Origin of the sequence: Gordonia sp. JH63, from assembly GCF_009856645.1 — a bacterium.
GTDB classification, from domain to species: domain Bacteria; phylum Actinomycetota; class Actinomycetes; order Mycobacteriales; family Mycobacteriaceae; genus Gordonia; species Gordonia hongkongensis.
Map to the genome: position 1 here is coordinate 5,143,948 of NZ_CP047235.1, position 21,639 is coordinate 5,165,586.

18 protein-coding genes are annotated in these 21,639 nt (G+C 69.4%); 14 read left to right on the top strand and 4 right to left on the bottom strand.

Annotated elements, in window-relative coordinates; genetic code table 11:
• Positions 1-10: 10 nt before the first annotated feature.
• Both GR168_RS22780 and GR168_RS22785 read right to left on the bottom strand, forming a co-directional pair.
• A complete protein-coding gene (locus GR168_RS22780; protein ID WP_137809154.1) occupies positions 11-1,534 on the bottom strand; it encodes a glycerol-3-phosphate dehydrogenase/oxidase in 1,524 nt (507 codons plus the stop codon).
• Positions 1,535-1,567: 33 nt separating this feature from the next.
• Positions 1,568-2,164 (bottom strand): TetR/AcrR family transcriptional regulator, encoded by a 597-nt coding sequence (locus GR168_RS22785; protein ID WP_065630859.1) that lies wholly within the window; start codon positions 2,162-2,164, stop codon positions 1,568-1,570.
• A 49-nt stretch (positions 2,165-2,213) separates the two neighbouring features.
• Between GR168_RS22785 and GR168_RS22790 the strand changes: the two genes are divergently transcribed.
• Complete coding sequence (locus GR168_RS22790; protein ID WP_159371754.1) at positions 2,214-3,122, top strand: YegS/Rv2252/BmrU family lipid kinase; 909 nt, start codon at positions 2,214-2,216, stop codon at positions 3,120-3,122.
• 24 nt (positions 3,123-3,146) lie between these two features.
• Here GR168_RS22790 and GR168_RS22795 read toward each other — a convergent pair whose 3' ends face one another.
• Complete coding sequence (locus tag GR168_RS22795) at positions 3,147-4,595, bottom strand: CCA tRNA nucleotidyltransferase (RefSeq protein ID WP_058253767.1); 1,449 nt, start codon at positions 4,593-4,595, stop codon at positions 3,147-3,149.
• 91 nt (positions 4,596-4,686) lie between these two features.
• Here GR168_RS22795 and GR168_RS24175 point away from each other — a divergent pair, with 91 nt between their 5' ends.
• From GR168_RS24175 to GR168_RS22815, 5 genes are all read left to right on the top strand, one after another.
• On the top strand, positions 4,687-4,809 hold the full coding sequence (locus GR168_RS24175) for a hypothetical protein (RefSeq protein ID WP_264186656.1): 123 nt from the start codon (positions 4,687-4,689) through the stop codon (positions 4,807-4,809).
• Positions 4,810-4,829: 20 nt separating this feature from the next.
• Positions 4,830-6,062, top strand: a complete 1,233-nt coding sequence (locus GR168_RS22800) for an NUDIX hydrolase (RefSeq protein ID WP_159371755.1) — start codon at positions 4,830-4,832, stop codon at positions 6,060-6,062.
• 58 nt (positions 6,063-6,120) lie between these two features.
• The gene (locus GR168_RS22805; protein ID WP_159372004.1) at positions 6,121-8,775 is read left to right on the top strand and encodes a hypothetical protein; all 2,655 of its coding nucleotides are present in this window, start codon (positions 6,121-6,123) and stop codon (positions 8,773-8,775) included.
• Positions 8,776-9,164: 389 nt separating this feature from the next.
• The gene (locus GR168_RS22810; protein ID WP_159371756.1) at positions 9,165-12,860 is read left to right on the top strand and encodes a murein biosynthesis integral membrane protein MurJ; all 3,696 of its coding nucleotides are present in this window, start codon (positions 9,165-9,167) and stop codon (positions 12,858-12,860) included.
• Between the two features lie 161 nt (positions 12,861-13,021).
• Positions 13,022-14,047 carry a TetR/AcrR family transcriptional regulator gene (locus GR168_RS22815; RefSeq protein WP_238994979.1) on the top strand — a complete coding sequence of 342 codons (1,026 nt, stop codon included), beginning with the start codon at positions 13,022-13,024 and terminating at the stop codon, positions 14,045-14,047.
• A gap of 311 nt (positions 14,048-14,358) precedes the next feature.
• Here the strand turns inward: GR168_RS22815 and GR168_RS22820 are convergent, their stop codons facing one another.
• Positions 14,359-15,279 carry a sterol desaturase family protein gene (locus GR168_RS22820; RefSeq protein ID WP_159371758.1) on the bottom strand — a complete coding sequence of 307 codons (921 nt, stop codon included), beginning with the start codon at positions 15,277-15,279 and terminating at the stop codon, positions 14,359-14,361.
• A 102-nt stretch (positions 15,280-15,381) separates the two neighbouring features.
• Between GR168_RS22820 and GR168_RS22825 the strand changes: the two genes are divergently transcribed.
• The 8 genes from GR168_RS22825 (at position 15,382) to trxA (ending at position 21,495) form a co-directional block, all read left to right on the top strand.
• Positions 15,382-16,095 (top strand): TetR/AcrR family transcriptional regulator, encoded by a 714-nt coding sequence (locus tag GR168_RS22825; protein WP_159371759.1) that lies wholly within the window; start codon positions 15,382-15,384, stop codon positions 16,093-16,095.
• A 256-nt stretch (positions 16,096-16,351) separates the two neighbouring features.
• A complete protein-coding gene (locus GR168_RS22830) occupies positions 16,352-17,209 on the top strand; it encodes an SH3-like domain-containing protein (RefSeq protein WP_065630854.1) in 858 nt (285 codons plus the stop codon).
• Complete coding sequence (scnC, locus tag GR168_RS22835; protein ID WP_159371760.1) at positions 17,206-17,922, top strand: thiocyanate hydrolase subunit gamma; 717 nt, start codon at positions 17,206-17,208, stop codon at positions 17,920-17,922. The genes GR168_RS22830 and scnC overlap by 4 nt, the downstream gene beginning before the upstream one ends.
• Before the next feature lie 3 nt (positions 17,923-17,925).
• On the top strand, positions 17,926-18,297 hold the full coding sequence (locus GR168_RS22840) for a thiocyanate hydrolase (RefSeq protein WP_065630852.1): 372 nt from the start codon (positions 17,926-17,928) through the stop codon (positions 18,295-18,297).
• Between the two features lie 96 nt (positions 18,298-18,393).
• On the top strand, positions 18,394-18,960 hold the full coding sequence (gene sigM, locus GR168_RS22845; protein ID WP_058252981.1) for an RNA polymerase sigma factor SigM: 567 nt from the start codon (positions 18,394-18,396) through the stop codon (positions 18,958-18,960).
• A gap of 201 nt (positions 18,961-19,161) precedes the next feature.
• The gene (locus GR168_RS22850; RefSeq protein WP_068970784.1) at positions 19,162-19,935 is read left to right on the top strand and encodes a hypothetical protein; all 774 of its coding nucleotides are present in this window, start codon (positions 19,162-19,164) and stop codon (positions 19,933-19,935) included.
• A 146-nt stretch (positions 19,936-20,081) separates the two neighbouring features.
• Positions 20,082-21,098, top strand: coding sequence for a thioredoxin-disulfide reductase (gene trxB, locus GR168_RS22855; protein ID WP_065630850.1), 1,017 nt, complete (start codon positions 20,082-20,084; stop codon positions 21,096-21,098).
• Between the two features lie 58 nt (positions 21,099-21,156).
• Positions 21,157-21,495, top strand: a complete 339-nt coding sequence (trxA, locus tag GR168_RS22860; RefSeq protein WP_058252984.1) for a thioredoxin — start codon at positions 21,157-21,159, stop codon at positions 21,493-21,495.
• Positions 21,496-21,639: the final 144 nt, after the last annotated feature.

A 21,639-nucleotide genomic window follows, 5' to 3' on the forward strand; every position in this document is an offset into this window, starting at 1 on the left:
CCGAGCAAGCTCACCCGAGGACCTCGCCGAGGATCCGCTCGATCTCCGGCCGTGCCGCGTCGGCGTCGGCACGCACGAGGCCGATCCGCGTGCGCCGGTGCAGGATGTCGTCGGCGTCGAGGGCACCTTCGTGCGTGATCGCGAACTCGATCTCGGCGCGGGTGACATCGATGCCGGGGACGATCGGATCCAGGGGACCGGCGAGTACGGCGGCGTCCACCACCGCCGGCGCCTCCCCGCCGAACCGCTGCACGAGCGAAGCCGGCAGCCCCTGCTCGCGCGGACTCCGCAGGGCTCCGACAAGCGGGGTCGTGGCCGTGACACAGTCCCCGGCGGTGAGGTCGGTGGTCGCGAGCGCGGCGTCGACGGCGTCCTGGGCCATGCGCCGGTAGGTGGTGAGCTTGCCGCCGAGGACGTTGACGAGACCATCGCCGCGGACGCCGACGTGGTGCTGCCGGGAGACGTCGGCGAGGGCGTCGGAGTCGCGGCCGCCGCCGCGGGTGTCGACCAACGGTCGCAGACCCGCAAACGTGCCGATGATGTCCGAGCGATCCAACGGCCTTGCGAGAGCGGGATTCACGGCGTCGAGCAGGAAGTCGATCTCCGACTCGTCCGGCATCGGGACGTCGGGGATCGGCCCCGGCGCCGCGACATCGGTGAGGCCGACGTAGACGCGCCCCAGCTGCGCGGGGATCACGAAGACGAACCGGGACACCGAGGTGCCGAGCGGGGTCATCAGCGCGGCGTCGGGGAATCCCAACCGCGCCGCGTCGACGACGAGATGCGTTCCCCGACTGGGATGTACGGCGAGTGCATCGTCGATACCGCCGGACCAGACACCGGTGGCGTTGACGACCATCCGCGCGCCGACGTCGAAGCTCTCACCGGTCAACTGATCGGTGAGGGTGGCCCCGCGGCCGTCCACGCGCTCGGCCCGCACCCGGGTGCAGACGGATGCGCCGTAGCCAGCCGCCGTACGTGCGAGGGCGACGACGAGCCGAGCGTCGTCGACGAGCTGACCGTCGGCGGTGGAGATACCGCCGCGCAGACCGTGGGGGGACACCGCCGGGAAGCGGGCGAGGGTCTCCAGCGCCGACACCCGGGTCGGCGGCGGCAACAGCGAGTCGGGGGTACCGGCGTTGCGTCGGAGCACATCTCCCGCGCGGAGGCCCAATCGGATGATCGAGGTCTGCCTGCCGCCACGGTCGGGGATGATCTGGCGGAGGGGAGCGATCAGATGCGGAGCGATGGCGGTCATCAGATGATGACGTTCGACGGCACTTTCGCGCGCGATCCGCAGATCACCCCTGGCCAGGTAACGGAGACCACCGTGGACGAGTTTGCTGCTCCAGCGCGAGGTTCCGGCCGCGAGGTCGTCCTTCTCGACGAGCGCGACGCGCAGGCCACGGGTCGCGGCGTCGAGCGCCACCCCGGCGCCGGTCACACCGCCGCCGATGACCAGCAGATCCAGGGGATCGCCGGACGTCAGACGGTCGAGCGCACGACGACGGGTGTCGGCGGACAGGGTCGCCATCAGACTCGCACCGCGCGACCGGCGCTCACGACGTCATCCGTCGACGCCCGCACCGGCCGGACGCAGATACCCGGCCAGCATCTCGTGCAACTCGGTGCTCCAGCCCTCGGCGATGATGTCGGAGACCAGTGCCCCGGACTGAAGGAAAGACTGCGCGATCAGCAGCACCATCGCCGCCATCCGTTTGGCGTCACCCGCCCGGACGTGGCGCCGTTCCTGGGCCTGCGACAACATGTCCGAGAGAATCGCGAGCGCCCCTTGCTGACTCGTACCGAGACGCTCGAAGACATACGGCGCCATGAAGTCTCGCTGCTCGCGCCACAGCGAGGCGATCAGTTCGTCGTCGCGGAGCGCACCGACGACCGCGACCACCCGATCGACCAGCGCATCCAGATCGGCGGGTTCGCCTCGTCCGCCGATCGCGTCCTCGACGACTCCCAAGACCTCGCGGGTCAACAGCCCGCGGATGATCTCGTTGATGTCGGGCCACCGGCGGTACACCGTCGGTCGACTGACACCTGCTTGTCGGGCCACCTCGGAGACAGTCACCTTGCGTCCGCCGCTACGCAGCAGACAGCTCCGTGCCGCATCCAGAACGAGATCCCCGATCTCCTCGTTACGGATTGCCATGATGTGTAACACTGTAACGGATCACTTGAACGGCGGGGGGCCGACTCATATGACTATCGAACACGCCACACTCGTGGCCAGTCCGTACGCACGGCACGGAACGGGCCTGCGCGTCGCCCACGACGCCGCAGAACTGCTGCGTGCCCGCGGCGTGGAGGTGGAGATCATCGTCGGCGAGGACATCGCCGACGCCGCCGATCTCGCCGGCAAGGCTGCCCGGGGGGACACCGACGTCCTCGTCGTCGTGGGGGGCGACGGCACGGTGCGTCTGACGGTCGAGGCCACGATCGGGTCGGGCAAGCCGCTGGCCGTCATCCCGGCCGGGAGCGGGAACGACTTCGCCCGCAACCTCGGCATCCCACTGGAGCCGGCCGACGCCGTCGAGGTCATCCTGGCCGGCCACCGGCGACCCATCGACCTCGGCCGGGTCAGCTTCCCGGACGGGCAGACCGCGCTGTTCAGCACGGTCGCCGCCACCGGGTTCGACGCCGCGGTCACCGCGCGGGCCATCGACATGCGCCGGCCGCGCGGACAGTCCCGGTACACGATCGCGGCGCTGCTCGAACTACTCGCTCTGCGGTCGCGTCACTACCAGGTCCGCGTCGACGACCAGGCCGTCGAATCCGACCTCGTCTTCGCCGCGATCGGCAACACCACGTCGTACGGCGGTGGCATGAAGATCACGCCGCAGGCGTCGATCACCGACGGCCGGCTCGACGTGACCCTCGCGCTCAACCCACCGCGGCTGGCACGTTGGACGATTGCGCGCGTCTTCCCGAAGGTGTTCTCGGGCAAGCACATCGACAGTCCGAACGTCCGGACCATGCGCGGCGCGGAGGTCGAGCTGTACTGCGATCCGCCGGCCCTCGTGTCGGTCGACGGTGACCTCGTCGGCGAGCTGCCGGCGGTCTTCGAGGCGGTACCGCACGCGATCGAGGTGTTCGCGCCGGCGAGCTGAAACGCCCGGGGCGTCTCGCAGTCCTCACTGACCGCTGCGCGCCGCCCACCATTCGCGAAGGGCATCCTCGGCTTCGTCGCGGCTGAGCGGTCCACGGTCCAGGCGTAGCTCCTTCAGATGACGCCACGCCTGTCCGACGATCGGACCGGGCGGCACGCCGAGGAGTTCCATGATCGCGTTGCCGTCGAGGTCGGGCCGGACCTTTTCGAGATCCTCGGCCGCCTGTAGGTCGGCGATCCGCTGCTCGAGACTGTCGTAGTTCTGCTGCAGTCGCCGGGCGCGCCGCTTGTTGCGGGTGGTGCAGTCGGCGCGCACCAGCTTGTTCAGCTTGTCGAGCAGGGGACCGGCATCGGTGACGTACCGACGGACGGCCGAGTCGGTCCACGCGCCGTCGCCGTAACCGTGGAAGCGCAGGTGCAGGAAGACCAGCTGCGCCACGTCGGACACCACCGCCTTCGGATACTTCAGCGCCCGCATCCGTTTGCGCACCATCTTCGCGCCCACGACCTCGTGGTGATGGAAGCTGACGCCACCCCCCGGTTCGTGCCGCCGCGTCGCGGGTTTGCCGATGTCGTGCAACAGAGCCGCCCAGCGCAGCACCAGGTCCGGATCGCCGTCCTCGAGATCGATGGCCTGGCGGAGCACGGTCAGTGAGTGCTGGTAGACGTCCTTGTGCTGGTGGTGCTCGTCGATGGTGAGCTTCATGCCGGGCACCTCGGGCAGCACGCGTTCGGCGAGACCGGTCTCGACCATGGCGTCGATCGCCTCGATCGGGAACTCGCCGCAGATCAGTTTGTCCAGCTCGGTGCGGATGCGTTCGACGGTGATGCGTTCGATCTCACCGTTCATGTCGGTGATCGCCTGCCACACGCGCGGCGCGAGCCGGAATCCCAGCTGGGAGACGAACCGGACGGCGCGCAGCATCCGGAGCGGGTCGTCGCCGAAGGACTGTGCGGGCGTCGCGGGGGTGTCGATGACCCCGGCCAGCAGGGCGGTCATCCCGTCGAGCGGGTCCCGGAAGTCCTGGGCGCCCGCCGAGCCGATCCGGACCGCCATCGCGTTGACGGTGAAGTCCCGTCGGATCAGGTCGTCGTCGAGGGTCTTGCCGAACGTGACCTCGGGATTGCGGCTGACCTGGTCATACGAGTCCGCGCGAAACGTCGTGATCTCGATCAGGTGGTCGCCCTTGCGGACCCCGACCGTGCCGAACTCGATGCCGACGTCCCAGAACGCGTCGGCCCAGCCGCGGAGGAGCTGCGAAACCGTCTCCGGGCGCGCATCGGTCGTGAAGTCGAGGTCGTTGCCCAGACGCCCGAGAACCGCGTCGCGCACCGAGCCGCCCACCAGGTACAGCTCGTGGCCGGCGGTCTCGAACAGCTTGCCGAGGGGCACGAGGACGTCGTCGAGGTCGCGCAGTGCGATCGCCGCGGCGGCGAGCAGGCGGGTGCGCCGTTCCGGGTCCGCCGAGTGCACCTGGTCCGGCTGGGCTGCCCCATTCCGGAATGGCCCAGACGCCGCCGCACCGGACGAGGAAGTGTCGTTCACGGCTTGCCACCCTACCGTCGTGACCCGCGACGACGACGCCGCACAGCTCGTCGGCGACGACTCATACACCCCCGGCGCACTCGCGACACTGCGAATCCACAACCTACGCGCCCTCGGAGGCGTCCGGACAAACTGCAGGTGACCAGCCGCTAGCATCGTGGAGTGTCCACCGATTCCTCGACCAACCCTTCAGACGTCAGCGGCGTCTCGTCGGGTGCGCACGGCGAGGGTGGCGGACAAGGCGAGCAGAATGCCTCCGGCCAGGGGCGTCGTGCCCGGCGCGGCCGACGCCGCCGGGGCCGGCGCAAGTCCGAGAACCGAGGTGCGGCGCCCGCGCACACCCCGACGGCGCACAGTCCGCACGGGCACAAACAGAGCGGTCATGCCCAACCCAAGAACAAACAGCCGACTCCCGGCCAGGCGGGCTCGCGGCCGGGCCACAAACCCGGCTCGCCCAACCCGGCCTCCGAACCGGCACCCAGCACTCATCACCCGACTCCCAATGACCTCGCCCGCGCCCGGGCCGCCGATCCCGCGTGCCCGGATCCGGTCGAGGCCGAGCCCGTCGACAAGCTCCCGGTCGATCCCGATCGTGCGCGACCCCGCGTCACCCCGCCGAAGCCGTCGGACATGGTCGCCGTCAGCGCCAAGCTGACCAAGACCGGTCTGACCCAAGCCGGCGGCAAGGCGTCGAAGGGTCGACGGCGCGCGGCTCGGGCGGACCGTGCGTCCGAACGCCCGGCTGCCGAGCGCGCCCACCCCGACCGCGCGGGCAACGAGAAACTCCGCACCGTGCGCGAGACCTCGGCAGGCGGGCTCGTCATCTCCGACCTCGACCTCCCCGTCGACCAGTTGTCGGCCGCGCTCATCGGTCGCGTCGACCGTCGCGGCCGCACCATGTGGTCGCTGCCCAAGGGACACATCGAAACCGGCGAGACCGCCGAGCAGACCGCCATCCGCGAGGTCGAGGAGGAGACCGGGATCCAGGGCACGGTGGTGGCCCCGCTCGGCAAGATCGACTACTGGTTCGTCAGCGAAGGTCGTCGAATCCACAAGACCGTGCATCATTACCTGCTGCGGTGCACGGGCGGCGAGCTGTCCGACGCCGACTACGAGGTGTCCGAGGTGGCCTGGGTGCCGTTACACGAGCTCCCGCGTCGGCTCACGTACTCTGACGAGCGGCGACTCGCCCGGATGGCCCGGGGTGTGATCGCCGAACTCGCCGCCGACCCCACCCGGCTGGCCCAGTCCGAGGCCGACAGCATCCGCACCGAACCCAACGCCTATGAGAAAGCCGCCGCCGCGCGCAACCAGCGCCGCAACGAGCCACCGCCCCCGGTTCGTCCGCGCCGGCGCCGGCGCCGGCCACGACGGCCCGCGGCCGGCGATGGCTGAGCCGCGCCCGTCCGCCGCCGAGCCCCGTTCGTCTCGTTCTCTCGCCTTCTCGCATGCGATGCGGTCCGGCGCGCTCGCGACGCTGGCCTCCGCCGTGGTCCTGGCCGTTCTCGGTCTGACGGTCCTGTCCGGCGCGGTGGGACCGGCGTCGGCGGCGCCGGAGACGGCCACCAGCGATTCCGACGCCGGATCCGGCGCGTCGGACCGGTCACCGAGCCGCTTCGCCCGCATCGTCATCGATTCGATGACCCCGAACATCGTGACCACGACCAGCCGGCCGGTGGTCACCGTCAGCGGACGCGTCGACAACGTCGGCGACCGGTCCATCACCGACCTGACCATCCGGCTCGAGCGCGGCGATCCGGTGGCGTCGGCCGCGGGCCTGCGCACCGACCTCGCCGACGACGATCCGGCCGTCGCCGTGGCCGGCCCCTTCGAGGCGCTGTCCGACTCGCTCGCCCCCGGCGAGAGCGTCGGCTTCCGCATGTCGATGGCACTCTCGGCCAACAACGGTCCCGACGGCCAGGGCCTGGCCATCTCCCAGCCCGGCGTGTACCCGATGCAGGTCAACGTCAACGGCACCCCCGAGTACGGCAACACCGCGCAGGTCGCGGGATCGCGGATGCTGCTGCCGGTCTTGTCCCTACCGCCCGACGACACCCGGGCCGCCGGTTACGTCGACCCGTCCACCGAGTACTCCGACGCCGACCCGGTCGTCGGGCTCGGGCCGGACGGGTCGGTGTCGGCGAACCTGTCCAGCCCGGCACGCATGACGATGGTGTGGCCGTTGGCCGCCCCGCCGCAGCTCGCGCCGGGTGTGCTGGGCGGCAACACCGAACCGGTCCGGTTGATCAACGAGAACATGGCGCGGTCGCTCGCCGACGGCGGCAGACTCGCCGAGCTACTCGCCGCGCTGCAGCGGGTCGTCGGGGAACCTCCACCCGCACAGTCTGATTCGGCGGCATCGGACACCCCGCCATCCGAGACACCGGAGAACCCGGAACCGAGCGCACTGCCCGGTTCGGAGAAGCTCGCCGACAGCATGTGCCTGGCGATCGACCCCGACCTCGTCGTCACGGTGCGCGCGATGTCGCTGGGGTACGAGGTGTCCGACAATCCCGCCGATCCGAGGTCGACGACCCGGCCCGGTAACGGCGTGGACGCCGCCGGTCGCTGGCTCACCGGCCTGCGATGGATCGCGCAGCGGATGTGTGTGGTGGCCCTGCCGTACGCGCAGGCCGACCTGACCTCCCTGACCCGGATCGGCAACACCGGCCTCACCGAGGCCGCGCTGCGGTCACCGGCGGACATCATCGACACCGTGCTCGGCGTCCGGAGCGTGCGCGGACTCTCGATCCCCGCCCTGGGGGCGATCGACGCCGACGGCGCCGCCGCCCTCACCGAGGCCGAGATGACCGCGACCGCGGTGTCGTCGAACTCCGTCGCGCCGGTCGGTCGCCGCGACGCCGCCGGCCGCTACCGGATCGGTGACCTCGCCGCCCAGACCTACGACGCACCTGTGACCGCCTCGTTCGCCGCGCTCGGTACGGCGCCGTCCACCCCCGCTCTGACGCCTCCGAGTCAGCGCGTCGACCTGTCTGACGAGTCCGAGGGAAGCAGGCGCCAGAGCGCGATCGGTGCCCTCGCCTATCCCGCGATCGCCGCGCCGGAACCCGGTCCGACCGCACCCGGGGCACGCCCGTCGCCCGACCCGGTCGTCGGCAGATCGGCGTTCCTGATGCCCCCGACGTACTGGTCGCCCACGTCCGCCGACGCCGAGGCCCTGTTCACCACCGCACGGCTGCTCCTCGAATCGGGTGCCGCGACACCGGCTCCGCTGTCGACGCTGGCCGCCGACCTCGGTTCCGCGCCCGAGCAGGCGCGGCTGATCGACCCGCCCGGGGTCGGTCCGGTGGGCGAGGTGGGCTCGGTGCTGACGAGCGACGCGACCGGATCGATACGACGCAATGTCGAGGACAGCTGGCAGTTCGAGGGCGCCCTGGTGCGCTCGGCGGATGTCGCCGCCACCCCCGAGCGGTACATGTCGCCGCTGCGCGAGGACCAGCTCCGGGCGATCCGCTCCCCGGATGCCCAGGGGTCGGCCGTCTACACCCACCTGCGGCGCGCGCAGACCGAACGCATCGACGCGGTCTCGTCGACCCTGTACCGGATGTCGCAGTCGGTCACCATCCTCGATCCCGGCGGTCGTTACACGCTGGCCTCCGAGCGGAGTCCGCTGCTGCTGGTCGTGAGCAACGACCTCGCGCTCCCGGTGCGTGCCCGGATCACCACGTCGGAGCCGGCGGGCATCGAGATCGGCGACCTCGGGGTGATCGAGATCCCGGCGCGCGGCACCCGGCAGATCCAGCTGCCCACCCAGGGCGACGCCTCCGAGGCGATCAGTGTGCAGATCCGGTTGTCGACGGTCACCGGCGTGCCACTGGGCCAGCCGATCAGCCTGTCGGTGCACACCAACGCGTACGGGAAGCCGCTGTTCTACATCACGATCATCGCTGCGGCAGCGCTGGTCCTGCTCACCGCGCGTCGCCTCTGGCATCGTTTCCGCGGCCAGCCCGATCCCGCCGACGCCGACCGTCCCGAGCCCGACGAACTCGAGCGAATGCTTGCCGGAAGCGGGTATCAGGAGCGACGCCGTACCCTGCAGAGCGAGGGTCGGACGCACGGCGAGGAACCGGGCGATGACCCTCCATGACCGACATCAGACGACCCGAGGACGGCGGCCCTAGCGACGTGACCTGGAACGATGAGCCGCGTGCACCGCGGTCGGGGACACCCGGCCCGGTGCCGCCCCAGCGTCCCGAGCGCGCCGCACCCCAGCGGATTCCGCCGAACCGGGTTCCGGGTGGCCGGGTGCCTCCGACGCGGATCCCGCCCGGGTCCCCGGACCCGGGACCCACTGCGCCACGGCCTGCCGCACCAGGATCGCCCGACGCGCGGTCTGCGGCCCCACGACCCGCGCCGCCGCGACCGGGCGGGCGGGCACCCTCGGCCCCGCGTCCGCCCGCGCCATCGGCACCTACTCCACCGGCACCCACGCCGGCCCCGCCGGACGTGTCACCGGCCCAGAACAACACGCGGGTCATGACCGCGTCCGACCCCCGCCGACCGTCCAACGGTCCGGTGGCCGCCGGCGCGGTGTCCGTCCAGAAGGCACCCGACGAGAAGGCGCCCGAGGGGAAGGCGCCCGACGGGAAAGCGTCGTCGACCGGTCTGGCGCGGGACTCGGACTCGAGCATCCTGCGCACCAGCGGGTCGATCGCGATCGCAACCCTGTTCAGTCGCATCACCGGCTTCCTGCGGACCGTGCTCATCCTCGCGATGCTCGGCCCTGCCATCGCCTCGGCGTTCCAGGCGGCCGACGTGCTGCCGAACATGATCGCCGAGGTCGTCCTCGGCGCCGTGCTGACCGCGATCGTCATCCCGCTGCTCGCCCGGGCCGAGGCCGAGGACGACGACGGCGGCGAGGGTTTCATCAACCGGATCTTCACCATCACCGTCGTCGTCCTCGGGACCGCGACGGTCGTGGCGGTGATCGCGGCGCCGCTGCTCACCTATCTGAACCTGGGGGACGGGCAGGTCAATCGCGAGCTGTCGACCGCGCTCGCCTACCTGCTGCTGCCGGAGATCCTGTTCTACGGCCTGTCCGCGTTGTTCATCGCGATCCTCAACCTGCGCGGCTACTTCAAGCCGGGTGCGTGGGCGCCCGTACTGAACAACGTCGTGCAGATCACCACTCTCGTGCTCTACGCGGTGGTGCCCGGCGAGATCACCCTCAACCCCGTCCGGATGTCCGATCCGCAGCTCCTGGTGCTCGGCATCGGTTGCACGACCGGTGTCGTGCTCCAGGCGCTGATACTGGTGCCGTTCCTCCGCAAGTCGGGGGTGCGGCTGCGCCTGCAGTGGGGGATCGACGCGCGCCTGCGCCAGTTCGGGAACATGGCCGTCGCGATCGTCGCGTATGTGGCGCTGCTCCAGGTCGGCCTGATCGTCACCTACCGGATCGCATCGTCGGCCGACGCGTCGGGCGTCAGCATCTACTTCACCCACTGGCAGTTGTTGCAGCTTCCGTACGGCGTGCTGGGCGTGACCATCCTGACCGCGATCATGCCGCGACTGTCGCGCAACGCCACCGCCGACGACACCAAGGCGGTCGTCGACGATCTGTCCCTGGCGACGCGACTGACGATGGTCGCCCTCGTCCCGGTCGTGTCGTTCATGACGTTCTTCGGACCGGCCATCGCCATCGCCGTCTTCAACTTCGGCAAGTTCGACGCCGCCTCCGCGTCGCAGCTGGGTTCGGTGCTGTCGTGGGGTGCGTTCACCCTCATCCCGTACTCGATGACCCTCGTCCAGCTGCGCGTGTTCTACGCCCGCGAGGACGCGTGGACCCCGACGTTCATCGCGCTGGGCATCACCGTGGTGAAGGTGGTGTCGTCGTACCTGGGGCCGGTGCTCTTCGACGATCCCGAACTCGTCGTGCGCTGGCTCGCGCTGTCCAACGGGTTGGGCTATCTGGTCGGTGCCGTCGTCGGGCACTTCCTGCTCCGCAGCCGTCTTCGCGGGGCCCGGCTCTCGGATGTGGCACGCACGTCCGTCGTGACCCTGGCTGTCTCGATCGGGGTCTCCGCCACCGTGTGGGCAGTCGCGAAACTCACCGGCCTCGACGACATGATCGGCTGGCTGGGCAAGGTGGGGTCGGTCCTCTACCTCGGGCTGACCGCCGCGGTGGTGCTCGCGGTGACCTACGCCGGTCTCGCCGCGGCCCGCGTACCGGATGTCGTCGCGATCGGGCTGGCCGTACGCCGTCTGCTCGGCCGGTTCATCCCGGCGCTCGCCCCGCCGCCGCAGCCCGAACGTGAACAGTCACCGGCGATCACAGTTCAGTTTCCGCGCGTCACCGGCGACGAATCGCTCCCGTACTCTGGTCAGGTACAGGTGCTGCGCCGCTTCGACAGAGGTACCGCGACGTGGCAGTCGTACTCCGTACACTCCGGTGGCGCGATCGGCGCGACCCGGGATGTGCGCCCCATCCCCGAACGCGCGCCGGTACCGCGCGACATCAGATACCGCAGGAGAGGAGTCCGTCGCGTGAGTGACAGTGAGGTCGACACCACTGCTGCCACCGGGCCGCCCGCCGAGCCCCGAGCCGGCGACGCACCCACTCCACCGACCCCGACTCCCGCCGCCGAGACCGGTCCGGCCGACAGCGCGGCGAGCCCACGCCGCCGCGGACCACGCCTCATCCCCGGCGCTGCGGTCGCCGGCGGCCGGTACCGACTGCTCGAGCAGCACGGCGGCACCCGCGGTCTGCAGTTCTGGCGGGCCCAGGACATCAACCTCGACCGCGAGGTCGCGCTGACCTTCGTCGACGCCGAGCAGCTCGCACCGCCGCCCGAGCGTGGTCAGGCCGCCAAGATGTCCGATCAGGGACCGCAGGCCGTGCTGTCGCGCACCCTGCGCCTGGGCCAGATCAACTCCGACGGGGTGGCACGGGTCCTCGACGTCGTCCGCGGATCGTCGGGCGGCATCGTCGTCGCCGAATGGGTGCCCGGATCGTCCCTGGCGGATGTCGCCGGGTCGGGACCGTCGCCGATCGGCGCCGCGCGGGCCGTCCGATCACTCGCCGCGGCCGCCGAGATCGCCCACCGCTCCGGTGGCGCGCTGTCCATCGACCATCCCGACCGCATCCGCATCAGCCACGACGGCAATGCCGTGCTCGCGTTCCCCGGCACCCTCGCCGGGGACGACAAGGCGTCCGATGTCCGCGGCCTCGGGGCCGTGCTGTACGCGCTCCTGCTCAACCGCTGGGCGCTCGATCCCGCGGACGGGTCCCGGCTGATCACCACCGCCGACACCACCGAGCCCGTGGGTGGGATCCCCGTGGCCACACCCGGTGAGGACGGACAACCGGTCGAGCCGCGGCTCAGCAAGCCCGACATCCCGTTCGAGATCTCGGCGGTCGCGGCGCGCGCGCTCGACGGTTCCCGCGGGATCCGTACCGCGGCCACGGTGCAGCACGTCCTCGATCAGGCCACGGTCGTCGACCTGAACACCGACATGTTGCCCGCCATCACCGACGCCGACGCCCCGCAGCCGGTGAGCGTGGCGCCCCGACTGGGTGCCGGTGGCGACGCGAAGCCACCGCGCCGCAACCTGGCGCTGCTCATCGGGGCCGGACTCCTCGCCCTGTTCATCGTCATCGCGCTGATCGTGGGTGCCACCAACATCTTCGGCGGCAGCAGCGGCTCGAGCGACATCGACTCGATCCTCACCACGACCGAGCCCTCGCCTCCGCCCGGCGCCCAGCCGCCGCCGACGCCCGCGGCCCCGGCGGCCCCGCAACCCATTGCGCTGCAGTCGGTCTCGGTCGTCGACTTCTCCGCGCAGACACCGGACAACTCGGCGAACGTACGCAACGTGATCACCGGCGCCGCCCCGCCGTGGCAGACCGACAACTATCGCGGGCGTCCGGACTTCGGCGGGCTCAAGCCGGGGCTGGGCCTCATGTTCGACCTCGGAGCGGAACGCCCGGTGCGGTCGGTCACCATCGAGAGTCCGACGCCCGGGATCAGCGTCGAGATCCGTACGTCGCCGTCGGCGCGTCCGGCGTTCGCCCGGACGACGACGGTGGCGTCGGGTCAGGTGGACCAGGCGTCCACCACGATTCCGATCGCCCAGCCGCCGACCACCCGCTACGTCATGGTCTGGCTCACGAGCCTGCCGAGTTCGGGAAGCGGCTATCAGGCCGAGATCTCGCGCGTCACGATGGCCGGCTGACGCACCGGTCGAGCACCTGACCGCGCCCCGCGATTATCGGCGCGTGCAACTCGAGGTCCGAGTTACGACCAACGAGTATGAACGACGACGGCACTCGCGTACGAGCGGGTCATGACGCAGATCCATCGGCGCGGTCTCCTGTACCGCTGCCCTCGACACCAGTGTCGAAATCCGCAGACACCGCGAGTGCGAAGAGCGCTCGACTGCCCGAACTCCGGCTCGAACACCTGGTCCGAGAGGCGACACGCCTGTTTCAGGAGTTCGGCTACCGCAACGTGAGCATGGAACAGATCGGTGCGACGGTCGGACTGACCGGGCCTGCGTTGTACCGACATTTCCCGTCCAAGCAGGACATCCTCGCGCAGGCGTTGACCGCGCAGGTGCGGACCGTCAGCCGGTTCATGGCCGATGCGCAGGAGCGCGGTGGCACTCCCGAGGAGCAAATCGGGTTGTTCTTCGACGCATTGGGTGACATGACCGCGCATCGAGATGTCTCCATCCTCTGGAACCGCGAACGATTGCACCTGGAGCGATCGGGCCTGTCCGAGTTGAATCGCTCCTTCGGGGGACTCGTGGACACGCTGGCGGCGAAGATCAGCGCCGCCCGACCCGCGGTCGACCCGGCGGGCGCGGAACTACTCGCGACCGCTGTCCTCAGTGTGTACTCGAGCACGGCCCGGATGCGTGGCTCACTGTCGGCCAAGCGCCTCATGCAGGTCCAGCGGGCGCTCACGGACTCGATTCTCGACTGTGACCTGGCCACGGCTCCTGTTGTGGTGGGGACAGATGACGCACGATCACGTCGAAGTCCGATCGCCCGACGCGAACGAATCCTCGACGCCGCGACCGAGTTGTTCTTCGTACGCGGCTTCCGGAACGTTCGTATCGACGAGATCGCCGCCCACGCGGGCGTCTCGGTGGCGACCGTCTATCACGAGCACGCAGGGAAGACCGAGATCTTGTGGACGGTCATCCGTCGAGGCATCGAAGGCTTGTTGGGGACGTCGATCGCGGCACTCGACGGAGCCGCCGCCGGTGACACGCTCGACGTGCTCCTGCTGGAGCAGGCTCTGGCCGGGTTCGCCGGCCACGTGATCTCGTCCCCCGAGCTCCGCTCGCGGCCGGGCATCGACGGGCAATTGAAGAAACTGGCATACGCCATCCTGATACCGCGCGCTCGTATCTGACCGTGACGGTTCCCTCGGCCGCCCCGCGGTACTCACGCGACCGCCTGACACGCGAGAAGCGTAGGACCGACCCCGGGGCCTCGGGCGCTGCGCCGTTCTCGGGGCGACGGTGGTGGCAGCAGGGCTCGGATACCTGTTCGCGGCAGGCTCAGATGCACGAACCAGATTGCGTGAGTTGAGGTCTGGCTCATGGGCTTCGTGATCAGCCCGGCGGTGCTCGGCATCCAGACCGCGCTCATCTCACTCGTCACGACGATCGGCACGGTGACCGCATATGGCGCCCGACCGACCTCGCCCTTGAGGCCGCTCCGTCAGACGCCTTCCGAGGATGCGCCAGTCGTCCCCGCCACCTGCTCTCCGACCAGGTCGCGTGGCGTCCATCCCGGCGGCCCGAAGACGTAGCCGAGGCGGGCGCGCCACGTCGACGCACCGCGCACATCCCGCGCGATCGCCGCATATTCGTGCGTCTGCAGTCGCAGGATGTTGTATGTGTCCACCGGTTTGGTCAGGCCGTAACGGGGCCGACGGATCTCCGGTGCGAACGTGCCGAACATACGGTCCCACAGGATGAAGACCCCGCCGTAGTTGCGGTCGAGGTACTCGGGGTCGCAGCCGTGGTGCACCCGATGATGCGACGGTGTGTTGAGCACGAATTCGACGGGTGCCCACAGTTTTCCGATCCGTTCGGTGTGAATCCAGAACTGGTAGATGAGATTCAGCGAGTAGGCGGCGAACACCAAGGCGGGCGGGATGCCGAGGAGCGGTAGGGGGATCCACATCAGCACCGCGGCGCTGATGTTCCACTTCTGCCGCAGCGCCGTCGCGAAGTTGAAGTACTCGCTGGAGTGATGGGCCTGATGGGTCGCCCACACCAGGCGGACCCGATGCGAGACGCGATGACTCCAGTAGAAGAGGAAGTCCACGCCCAGGAAGGCGATCATCCACGTGTACCACTCGTCCGCGGGCAGTTGCCACGGGGCGACATAGGCGAACAGCACGCTGTACAGCAGGAGTCCGAGGAATTTCCAGAAGGCGCTGGTCGCGATCGACACCAGTCCCATCGAGACGCTCGAACGCGCGTCCCGCGAGTCGTAGGCACCCGGCGGCGCCGTCTCGGTGTCATCGTGCTCGAGTTTGGCCGCGGCGAACCACTCGATGGCCAGCAGGGTGACGAAGAACGGGATCGCGAGCACGGTCGGCTCACGCATCGGCTCCGGCAAGAACTCCAGCACGATTGTCCCCTCACAGCGATATCTGACACGACGCCATGTCACTTACTTCTGACAAGGTAACGTGTCAGAAGATCTGATGTAAAGACCCGGGAGGGAGCTCGCGTGACAGCCGTGCCGGACCCGACCCCGTCGACGGCGACCCCGCCCGGGCGACGCTATGGCGGGGCCGATCCGACGCAGCGGAGAGAACGCCGTCGAGCCGCTCTGATCGCGGCCGGGCTCGACGCCTTCGGAACCGACGGATACGCGAACGTGTCGGTGAAGGGGATCTGCGACCTCGCCGGGCTGACGCAGCGATACTTCTACGAGTCCTTCACCGACCGCGCCGCCCTGCTCGTCGCCGTGTACGACGACTGCGTCGACTTCGTCCGGGCGGCGACCGTCGATGCCGCAGCGGAGATCGCCGGCGCCGCCCCCGGATCATCGGACTCGGCGGAAGGCGTTGCCGCCGAGCGTGTTCCGGAGGTCACACGAGCGGCTCTCGGGGCGTTCATGTCCTGCCTCGCCGACGATCCCCGGCGCGCGCGTGTGATGCTCGTCGAAGTGGTGGGGGTGTCCCCGGAGATCGAGCGGGTCCGCATGCGCGCGATCCACGACTGGGCCGCGCTCATCCTGGCACTCGCTCGTGGCTCGCGACCGACGTCCGACCGCGAACGGCTGGCGTCGGTGGGCCTGGTCGGGGGAGTCACCCAGCTTCTCGTCGACTGGTACGTCGCCGGTGCCGGGGAGGCCGACGCGGAACGCTACGCGCTCGACGAGATCCTCGACGTCTGTGTGGAGCTCTTCGTCGCCGCCTACGGCCGGCTTCTGACCTGACCCTTCGAGGCTGCTCCCGTATCCGCAAGAACTACAGAACCGCTGCTGTGTGGGGTCAAGACGATGCCCTCCCTCTGCTCCCTGAGGTGCGAGGAGCGCAAGCGACGAGCCACGAAGGGTTGATGCGCTCGCGGCTGTCGTTCGTTCGGATCGGGCAGCAAGGGCGTGCCGAAAACGCTCCTGAACCCCGCGGTCGGCGTGTAAGTTCTCCTGCAACTGCGCTGCAACCGTCGGACAAAGGTCCGGGAGGTGTCCGGTGAGCACTGCCGAAGAACGTGCGAGACAACTCGAACTCGTTGCGCGACTGCACTCCTCGTATCCCGAGCTGCCGGATGCCCCGACGCCCGATCTCCTCGACCACGATCGATTCGTCGCCTACATGAAGCCGGTGCACGACGTCGGGGGTGAGCCCGACGCACCGATCACCTACGAGGGCAAGGCGTACGAAGAATGGGAGCACATGACCTATGTCATGTGTGAGGTGCTCGCCTGGCGCGGAATCTGGTTGTCCGAAGAGCGGCGTCGGATCGGCAACGTCGACGTCGGTCGCGCGGTCTACCTCGGAATCCCGTACTACGGACGCTGGTTGCTGGCGGTCGCCAGAATTCTCGTCGAGAAGCACCACATCGCGCTCGGCGAGCTCAGTGAACGCATGCTCGAGGTCCGGGAGCGATACGCGGGCGGCCTGGACGGCCGGCGTCTCGAGGCCCGCCCGCGCAGCGTCGGAGACGGATCCGACGTCCCGCGGAACACACACCACCGGCACGCCATCGGAATCGGCGACCCGCAGATCTACGCCGGGCGGGCGGGCGACGCCGCATTCGGCATCGGGGACCGGGTCCGGGTCCGCGAGCTGCCCGTCCTGTTGTACACGCGGACACCGGAATACGTCCGGGGCGCGGTCGGCGAGGTCGCGGCCGTCGCCTACGAGAGCCCAGCGCCCGAGGACGAGACCTGGGGTCTCTCCGACGCCCAACCGGAGTGGTTCTACGTGGTCCGGTTCACCATGGGCGACCTCTGGCACGGCTACACCGGGCCCGCCGACGACACCCTGCAGACCGAGATCCCCGAACGCTGGCTCGAATCCGCCGGCGGAGAGGACGACCGCCGATGAGCGACGATCACCACGACCACGATCACGACCACGACCGGACGGTCAAGCCGATGGTCGACGAGATCACCGACTTCGAGGTACTCGAGATCGCGCTGCGCGAGCTGTGCATCGAAAAGGGACTCTTCACCGCCGAGGAGCACCGCCGCTTCACCGAGTTCGCCGAACAGATCGGGCCGACGCCCGCGGCGACGCTCGTCGCCCGGGCCTGGCTCGACCCCGAGTTCGAGCGGTTGGCACTCGACGACCCGATGGCCGCCAGCAAAGAGGTCGGCGTCGACTGGCTCGAACCGACCGGTTTCGGAACACCCAGCGATTTCACGGCTTTCGAGATCCTCGCCGACACCCCCACGATCCATCACGTGATCGTGTGTGCGCTGTGCTCGTGCTATCCGCGCCCGATCCTGGGGAACTCGCCCGAGTGGTACCGAACGCCGAACTACCGTCGCCGGATGGTGCGGTGGCCGCGACAGGTGCTGTCCGAGTTCGGACTCCAGCTCCCGGAGGGTGTCTCCGTACGCGTGCAGGACTCCAATCAGAAGCACCGCTTCATGGTGATGCCGCAGCGCCCGGCAGGCACCGACGGATGGACCGAGCAGCAGCTGTCGGAGATCATCACCCGCGACTGCCTCATCGGAGTCGCGCTCCCCAGACCGGGTGTCACCACCAACGTCGTCTCGACCATCCGTCCGGCCGTCCACCCGGCGGGGGAGTAGCCGATGACCGAGGACGGACGCACCGGATCATCCCACGGACCACTCGAGGAGATCGTCGACCGGAACCAGGTGTGGCACCGGATGGCCGCGAAATACGGTGTGGAGAACCCTGTTCCACCGTGGAAGACGAGCCTCGACGGTCTCTGCGATGCGCTCGACCGGGTCGCCGATGCCACCGCGGTGAACGCGGGTACCCCCGGCGTCGTCGAACGACGCGACGAGGAGGACCGGCTGTCGGCGACCATCTACGCCGACCTGCCCTACCCTGAGAACCAACTGGTCGCCCTGGCACACACACTGCTCGACCGCGGGGTCATCGACGAGAGTGAGTTGCGGACGCGGATGGCTGCGGTGCGCGCCCGCCTGGAGTCCTGACCGGCCGGCCTGAGGACAGATCCGTCATCCGGCGACAGCTGTGCACAGCCGTCGCTCCAACGGATGACGCAGTGTCGGCTCCACTACTCTCAGCCCATGCCCGGGGGGAACGACGCGATCGACACGCGTAGCGACGAGCAGCTTCTGCACGCTCACCTCGCCGGCGACCCACACGCCTTCTCCGATCTCATCAGCCGCCATCTCGATTACCTGTGGTCGGTGGCGCTGCGGACAAGCCAGAATCCCGAGGATGCCGCAGACGCGTTGCAGGACGCCCTCTTCGCCGCGCATCGGACCGCACACGACTTCCGGTCCGATGCCAAGGTGACGAGTTGGCTGCACCGGATCGTCGTGAACGCCGGCCTCGATCGCATCCGACGGAACAAGGTCCGCAGAACCGTGCCGCTGCCGGAATGGGACGTGGTCTCCATCGCCGACACCACCGACGACATCGCCGCCGTCGACCTGTCGGTGTCGATCGGGCGTGCATTGCACGTCCTCCCCGAAGGGCAACGAGCGGCCATCGTCGCCGTCGACATCGAGGGTTACACGGTCGCCGAAGCGGCCGAGATCCTCGGTGTCGCCGAGGGCACGATCAAGAGTCGATGCGCTCGCGGCCGCCTCAAACTCGCCCAGGTCCTGGGACATCTGCGGAGCGGCTGACCCGTCATCACCCCGACTGGTCCATCCCGTTCCCGACAGATCGTGGCCGGGGGGAACCGAACCGGGGCGGGCCGCGTCCAAGTATCCGACGGATCGCGACCAGGAGGCCGCCTCCTCTGACCCGACTCCGCTCGTGAACCACGCCGAACCGAGCCGAACTCCACGAACGCCCGCCATCCCCCGGAATGGAAGACTGACACCATGACCCCTCGGGGACCAGACGACCACGAGACCGGCGATCTACCGGACCCGCCGTATTCGGCGGAGATCCTCGCCGACCTGCACGCCGGTGCACTGCCCGACCGGACAGCCGCACACATCCGTTCCCGCATCGTCGATGATGTTGCCGCACAATCGATCCTGGCCGCGCTGGATCACACCTCCGACGATCTGCGCTCCGCCCGTCCGGCGCCCGCGCCCGTTCCCGACCAGGTCCGCGCCGACGTCGCGACCACCCTCGCCGCGCTCGGCCGGGATCCCGCACCGGTCGACATCTCGGTTGCACGCCGCGGGCGTCGACCCGCCCGCTCCCGATCGCGCGACGACCGTCGATTGGCCGGCCGTCTGTTACTGGCTGCCGCCGCGGTCATCATCGTCGCGGTCGGAACGGTCGGAATACTGCGGCTGGTGTCGGCGCCCGATGCGACCGGTCCCGGGCAGACACCGCGCGCCCAGTCGTCGTCGGTCCCGACCCCGGCGGGTCCCGCGGGCGTCGCGACCGCACTCTCGGTCCTCGGTCGTACCGACGGGGCACCGTTCGGTTCCGTGGAGGCGCTCCGCCGCTGCACCGCCGCGCACCTGGTACCGGTCGAGGTGGTGATCGTGGGTTCCGGTCGCATCCTCGTCGACGGCACCGGGGCCGCCGCGATTCTCTTGTCGACGGGCGTGGCAGGACGTTTCGACGCGCTGATCGTCGGCCTCGACTGTGACCTGGGAAATCCGGCGCTGATCTCACGGGGCATCGTCGGCGGGTGACCGGCACGTCGCGAGGCCCAGGGTTGCGCCGACCGGCCGGGGCACGCGTCGCGTCCGCGGGAACATCTCCGCCTACCCTGGTGTTGAAGCAGCCGTGACCCGCCTGGACTGGGCGGGTCTCGCTAAACCCACAGCACGGAGGACAAGTGAGCCAGCCAGAGACCCAGCAGATCCACGAGTTGATCATCATCGGATCTGGTCCTGCCGGGTACACCGCAGCGATCTACGCCGCGCGCGCCGAGCTATCTCCCATCGTCTTCGAGGGCACCCAGTTCGGTGGCGCCCTGATGACGACCACCGAGGTGGAGAACTTCCCCGGTTTCCAGACCGGTATCCAGGGTCCGGCGTTGATGGACGAGATGCGCGAGCAGGCCATCCGCTTCGGCGCCGACCTGCGCATGGAGGACGTGGACACCGTTCGGCTGACCGGCCGGATCAAGGAGGTCGAGGTCGGCGGGGAGATCTACCGGGCCCGCGCCGTCATCCTCGCCATGGGCGCGGCGGCGCGCTATCTCGGCATCGAGGGGGAGCAGCAGCTCCTCGGCCGCGGTGTGTCTGCCTGTGCCACCTGTGACGGTTTCTTCTTCAAGGACCAGGACATCGCCGTCATCGGCGGCGGCGACTCCGCGATGGAAGAGGCCACGTTCCTGACCAAGTTCGCGCGAAGTGTCACGCTGGTCCACCGTCGTGACGAGTTCCGGGCGTCGAAGATCATGCTCGAGCGCGCACGTGCCAACGACAAGATCCGTTTCGTCACCAATGCCGCGGTGCAGTCCGTGGTCGGCGACGGTTCGGTGTCGGGTCTGAAGGTCGAGGACACGCGCACCGGCGAGGTCAGCACCCTCGATGTGACCGGCATGTTCGTCGCGATCGGCCACGATCCGCGCAGCGAGCTGGTCCGCGGGCAGGTCGACCTGGATCCCGAGGGTTACGTCCTGGTTCAGGGACGTACGACCCTCACTTCTCTTCCCGGCGTGTTCGCCGCCGGGGACCTCGTGGACCACACCTACCGACAGGCCATCACCGCCGCGGGCAGTGGTTGTTCGGCGGCCATCGACGCCGAGCGCTGGCTGGCCGAGCAGGGTGAGGCAGCCGACCTCAGCGTGGACGATGCCGAGGCGGCCTCCGTTTCCGAGATCGACGCTGTTCAGGCACCCGCCTGAACCGTCAACCACTTACCACCTGGGCCACCCGGCCCGGTCCGACCAAGGAGATCAGATCATGGGTGCACACACCGTTGCCGTCACCGACACCACGTTCAAGGACGCCGTTCTCGGCGCCGACAAGCCGGTTCTGGTGGACTTCTGGGCCACCTGGTGCGGTCCCTGCCGCATGGTCGCTCCGGTTCTCGAGGAGATCGCTCGCGACCACGGCGACAAGCTGACGGTCGCCAAGCTCGATGTCGACGAGAGCCCGTCGACCGCGCGTGACTTCCAGATCATGTCCATCCCGACGATGATCCTGTTCGACAAGGGTCAGCCGGTGAAGACGATCGTCGGCGCCAAGGGCAAGGCCGCCCTGCTTCGTGAGCTCGACTCGGTCGTCGGCCAGTCGGCCTGACGACCTGCGATTCTCCGCACATCGACGCGACAGTCCGACGGGTGAACGACGTTGCCGTTCCACCCGCGGACTGTTTGCGTTGGTAGTGTCGGCCGTGGTCTCGACCGGAGACCCCTGCACGCGGGATCACACCGATTCGGCTCC

Bases quoted from the DNA above. Each gene is read 5' to 3' on its own strand.
- GR168_RS22805 (WP_159372004.1), top strand. From the start codon at position 6,121: ATGCGGTCCGGCGCGCTCGCGACGCTGGCCTCCGCCGTGGTCCTGGCC.
- GR168_RS22810 (WP_159371756.1), top strand. From the start codon at position 9,165: ATGACCGCGTCCGACCCCCGCCGACCGTCCAACGGTCCGGTGGCCGCC.
- sigM (WP_058252981.1), top strand. From the start codon at position 18,394: ATGCCCGGGGGGAACGACGCGATCGACACGCGTAGCGACGAGCAGCTT.
- GR168_RS22785 (WP_065630859.1), bottom strand. From the start codon at position 2,164: ATGGCAATCCGTAACGAGGAGATCGGGGATCTCGTTCTGGATGCGGCA.
- scnC (WP_159371760.1), top strand. From the start codon at position 17,206: ATGAGCGACGATCACCACGACCACGATCACGACCACGACCGGACGGTC.
- GR168_RS22780 (WP_137809154.1), bottom strand. From the start codon at position 1,534: ATGGCGACCCTGTCCGCCGACACCCGTCGTCGTGCGCTCGACCGTCTG.
- trxA (WP_058252984.1), top strand. From the start codon at position 21,157: ATGGGTGCACACACCGTTGCCGTCACCGACACCACGTTCAAGGACGCC.
- GR168_RS22840 (WP_065630852.1), top strand. From the start codon at position 17,926: ATGACCGAGGACGGACGCACCGGATCATCCCACGGACCACTCGAGGAG.
- GR168_RS22850 (WP_068970784.1), top strand. From the start codon at position 19,162: ATGACCCCTCGGGGACCAGACGACCACGAGACCGGCGATCTACCGGAC.
- GR168_RS22790 (WP_159371754.1), top strand. From the start codon at position 2,214: ATGACTATCGAACACGCCACACTCGTGGCCAGTCCGTACGCACGGCAC.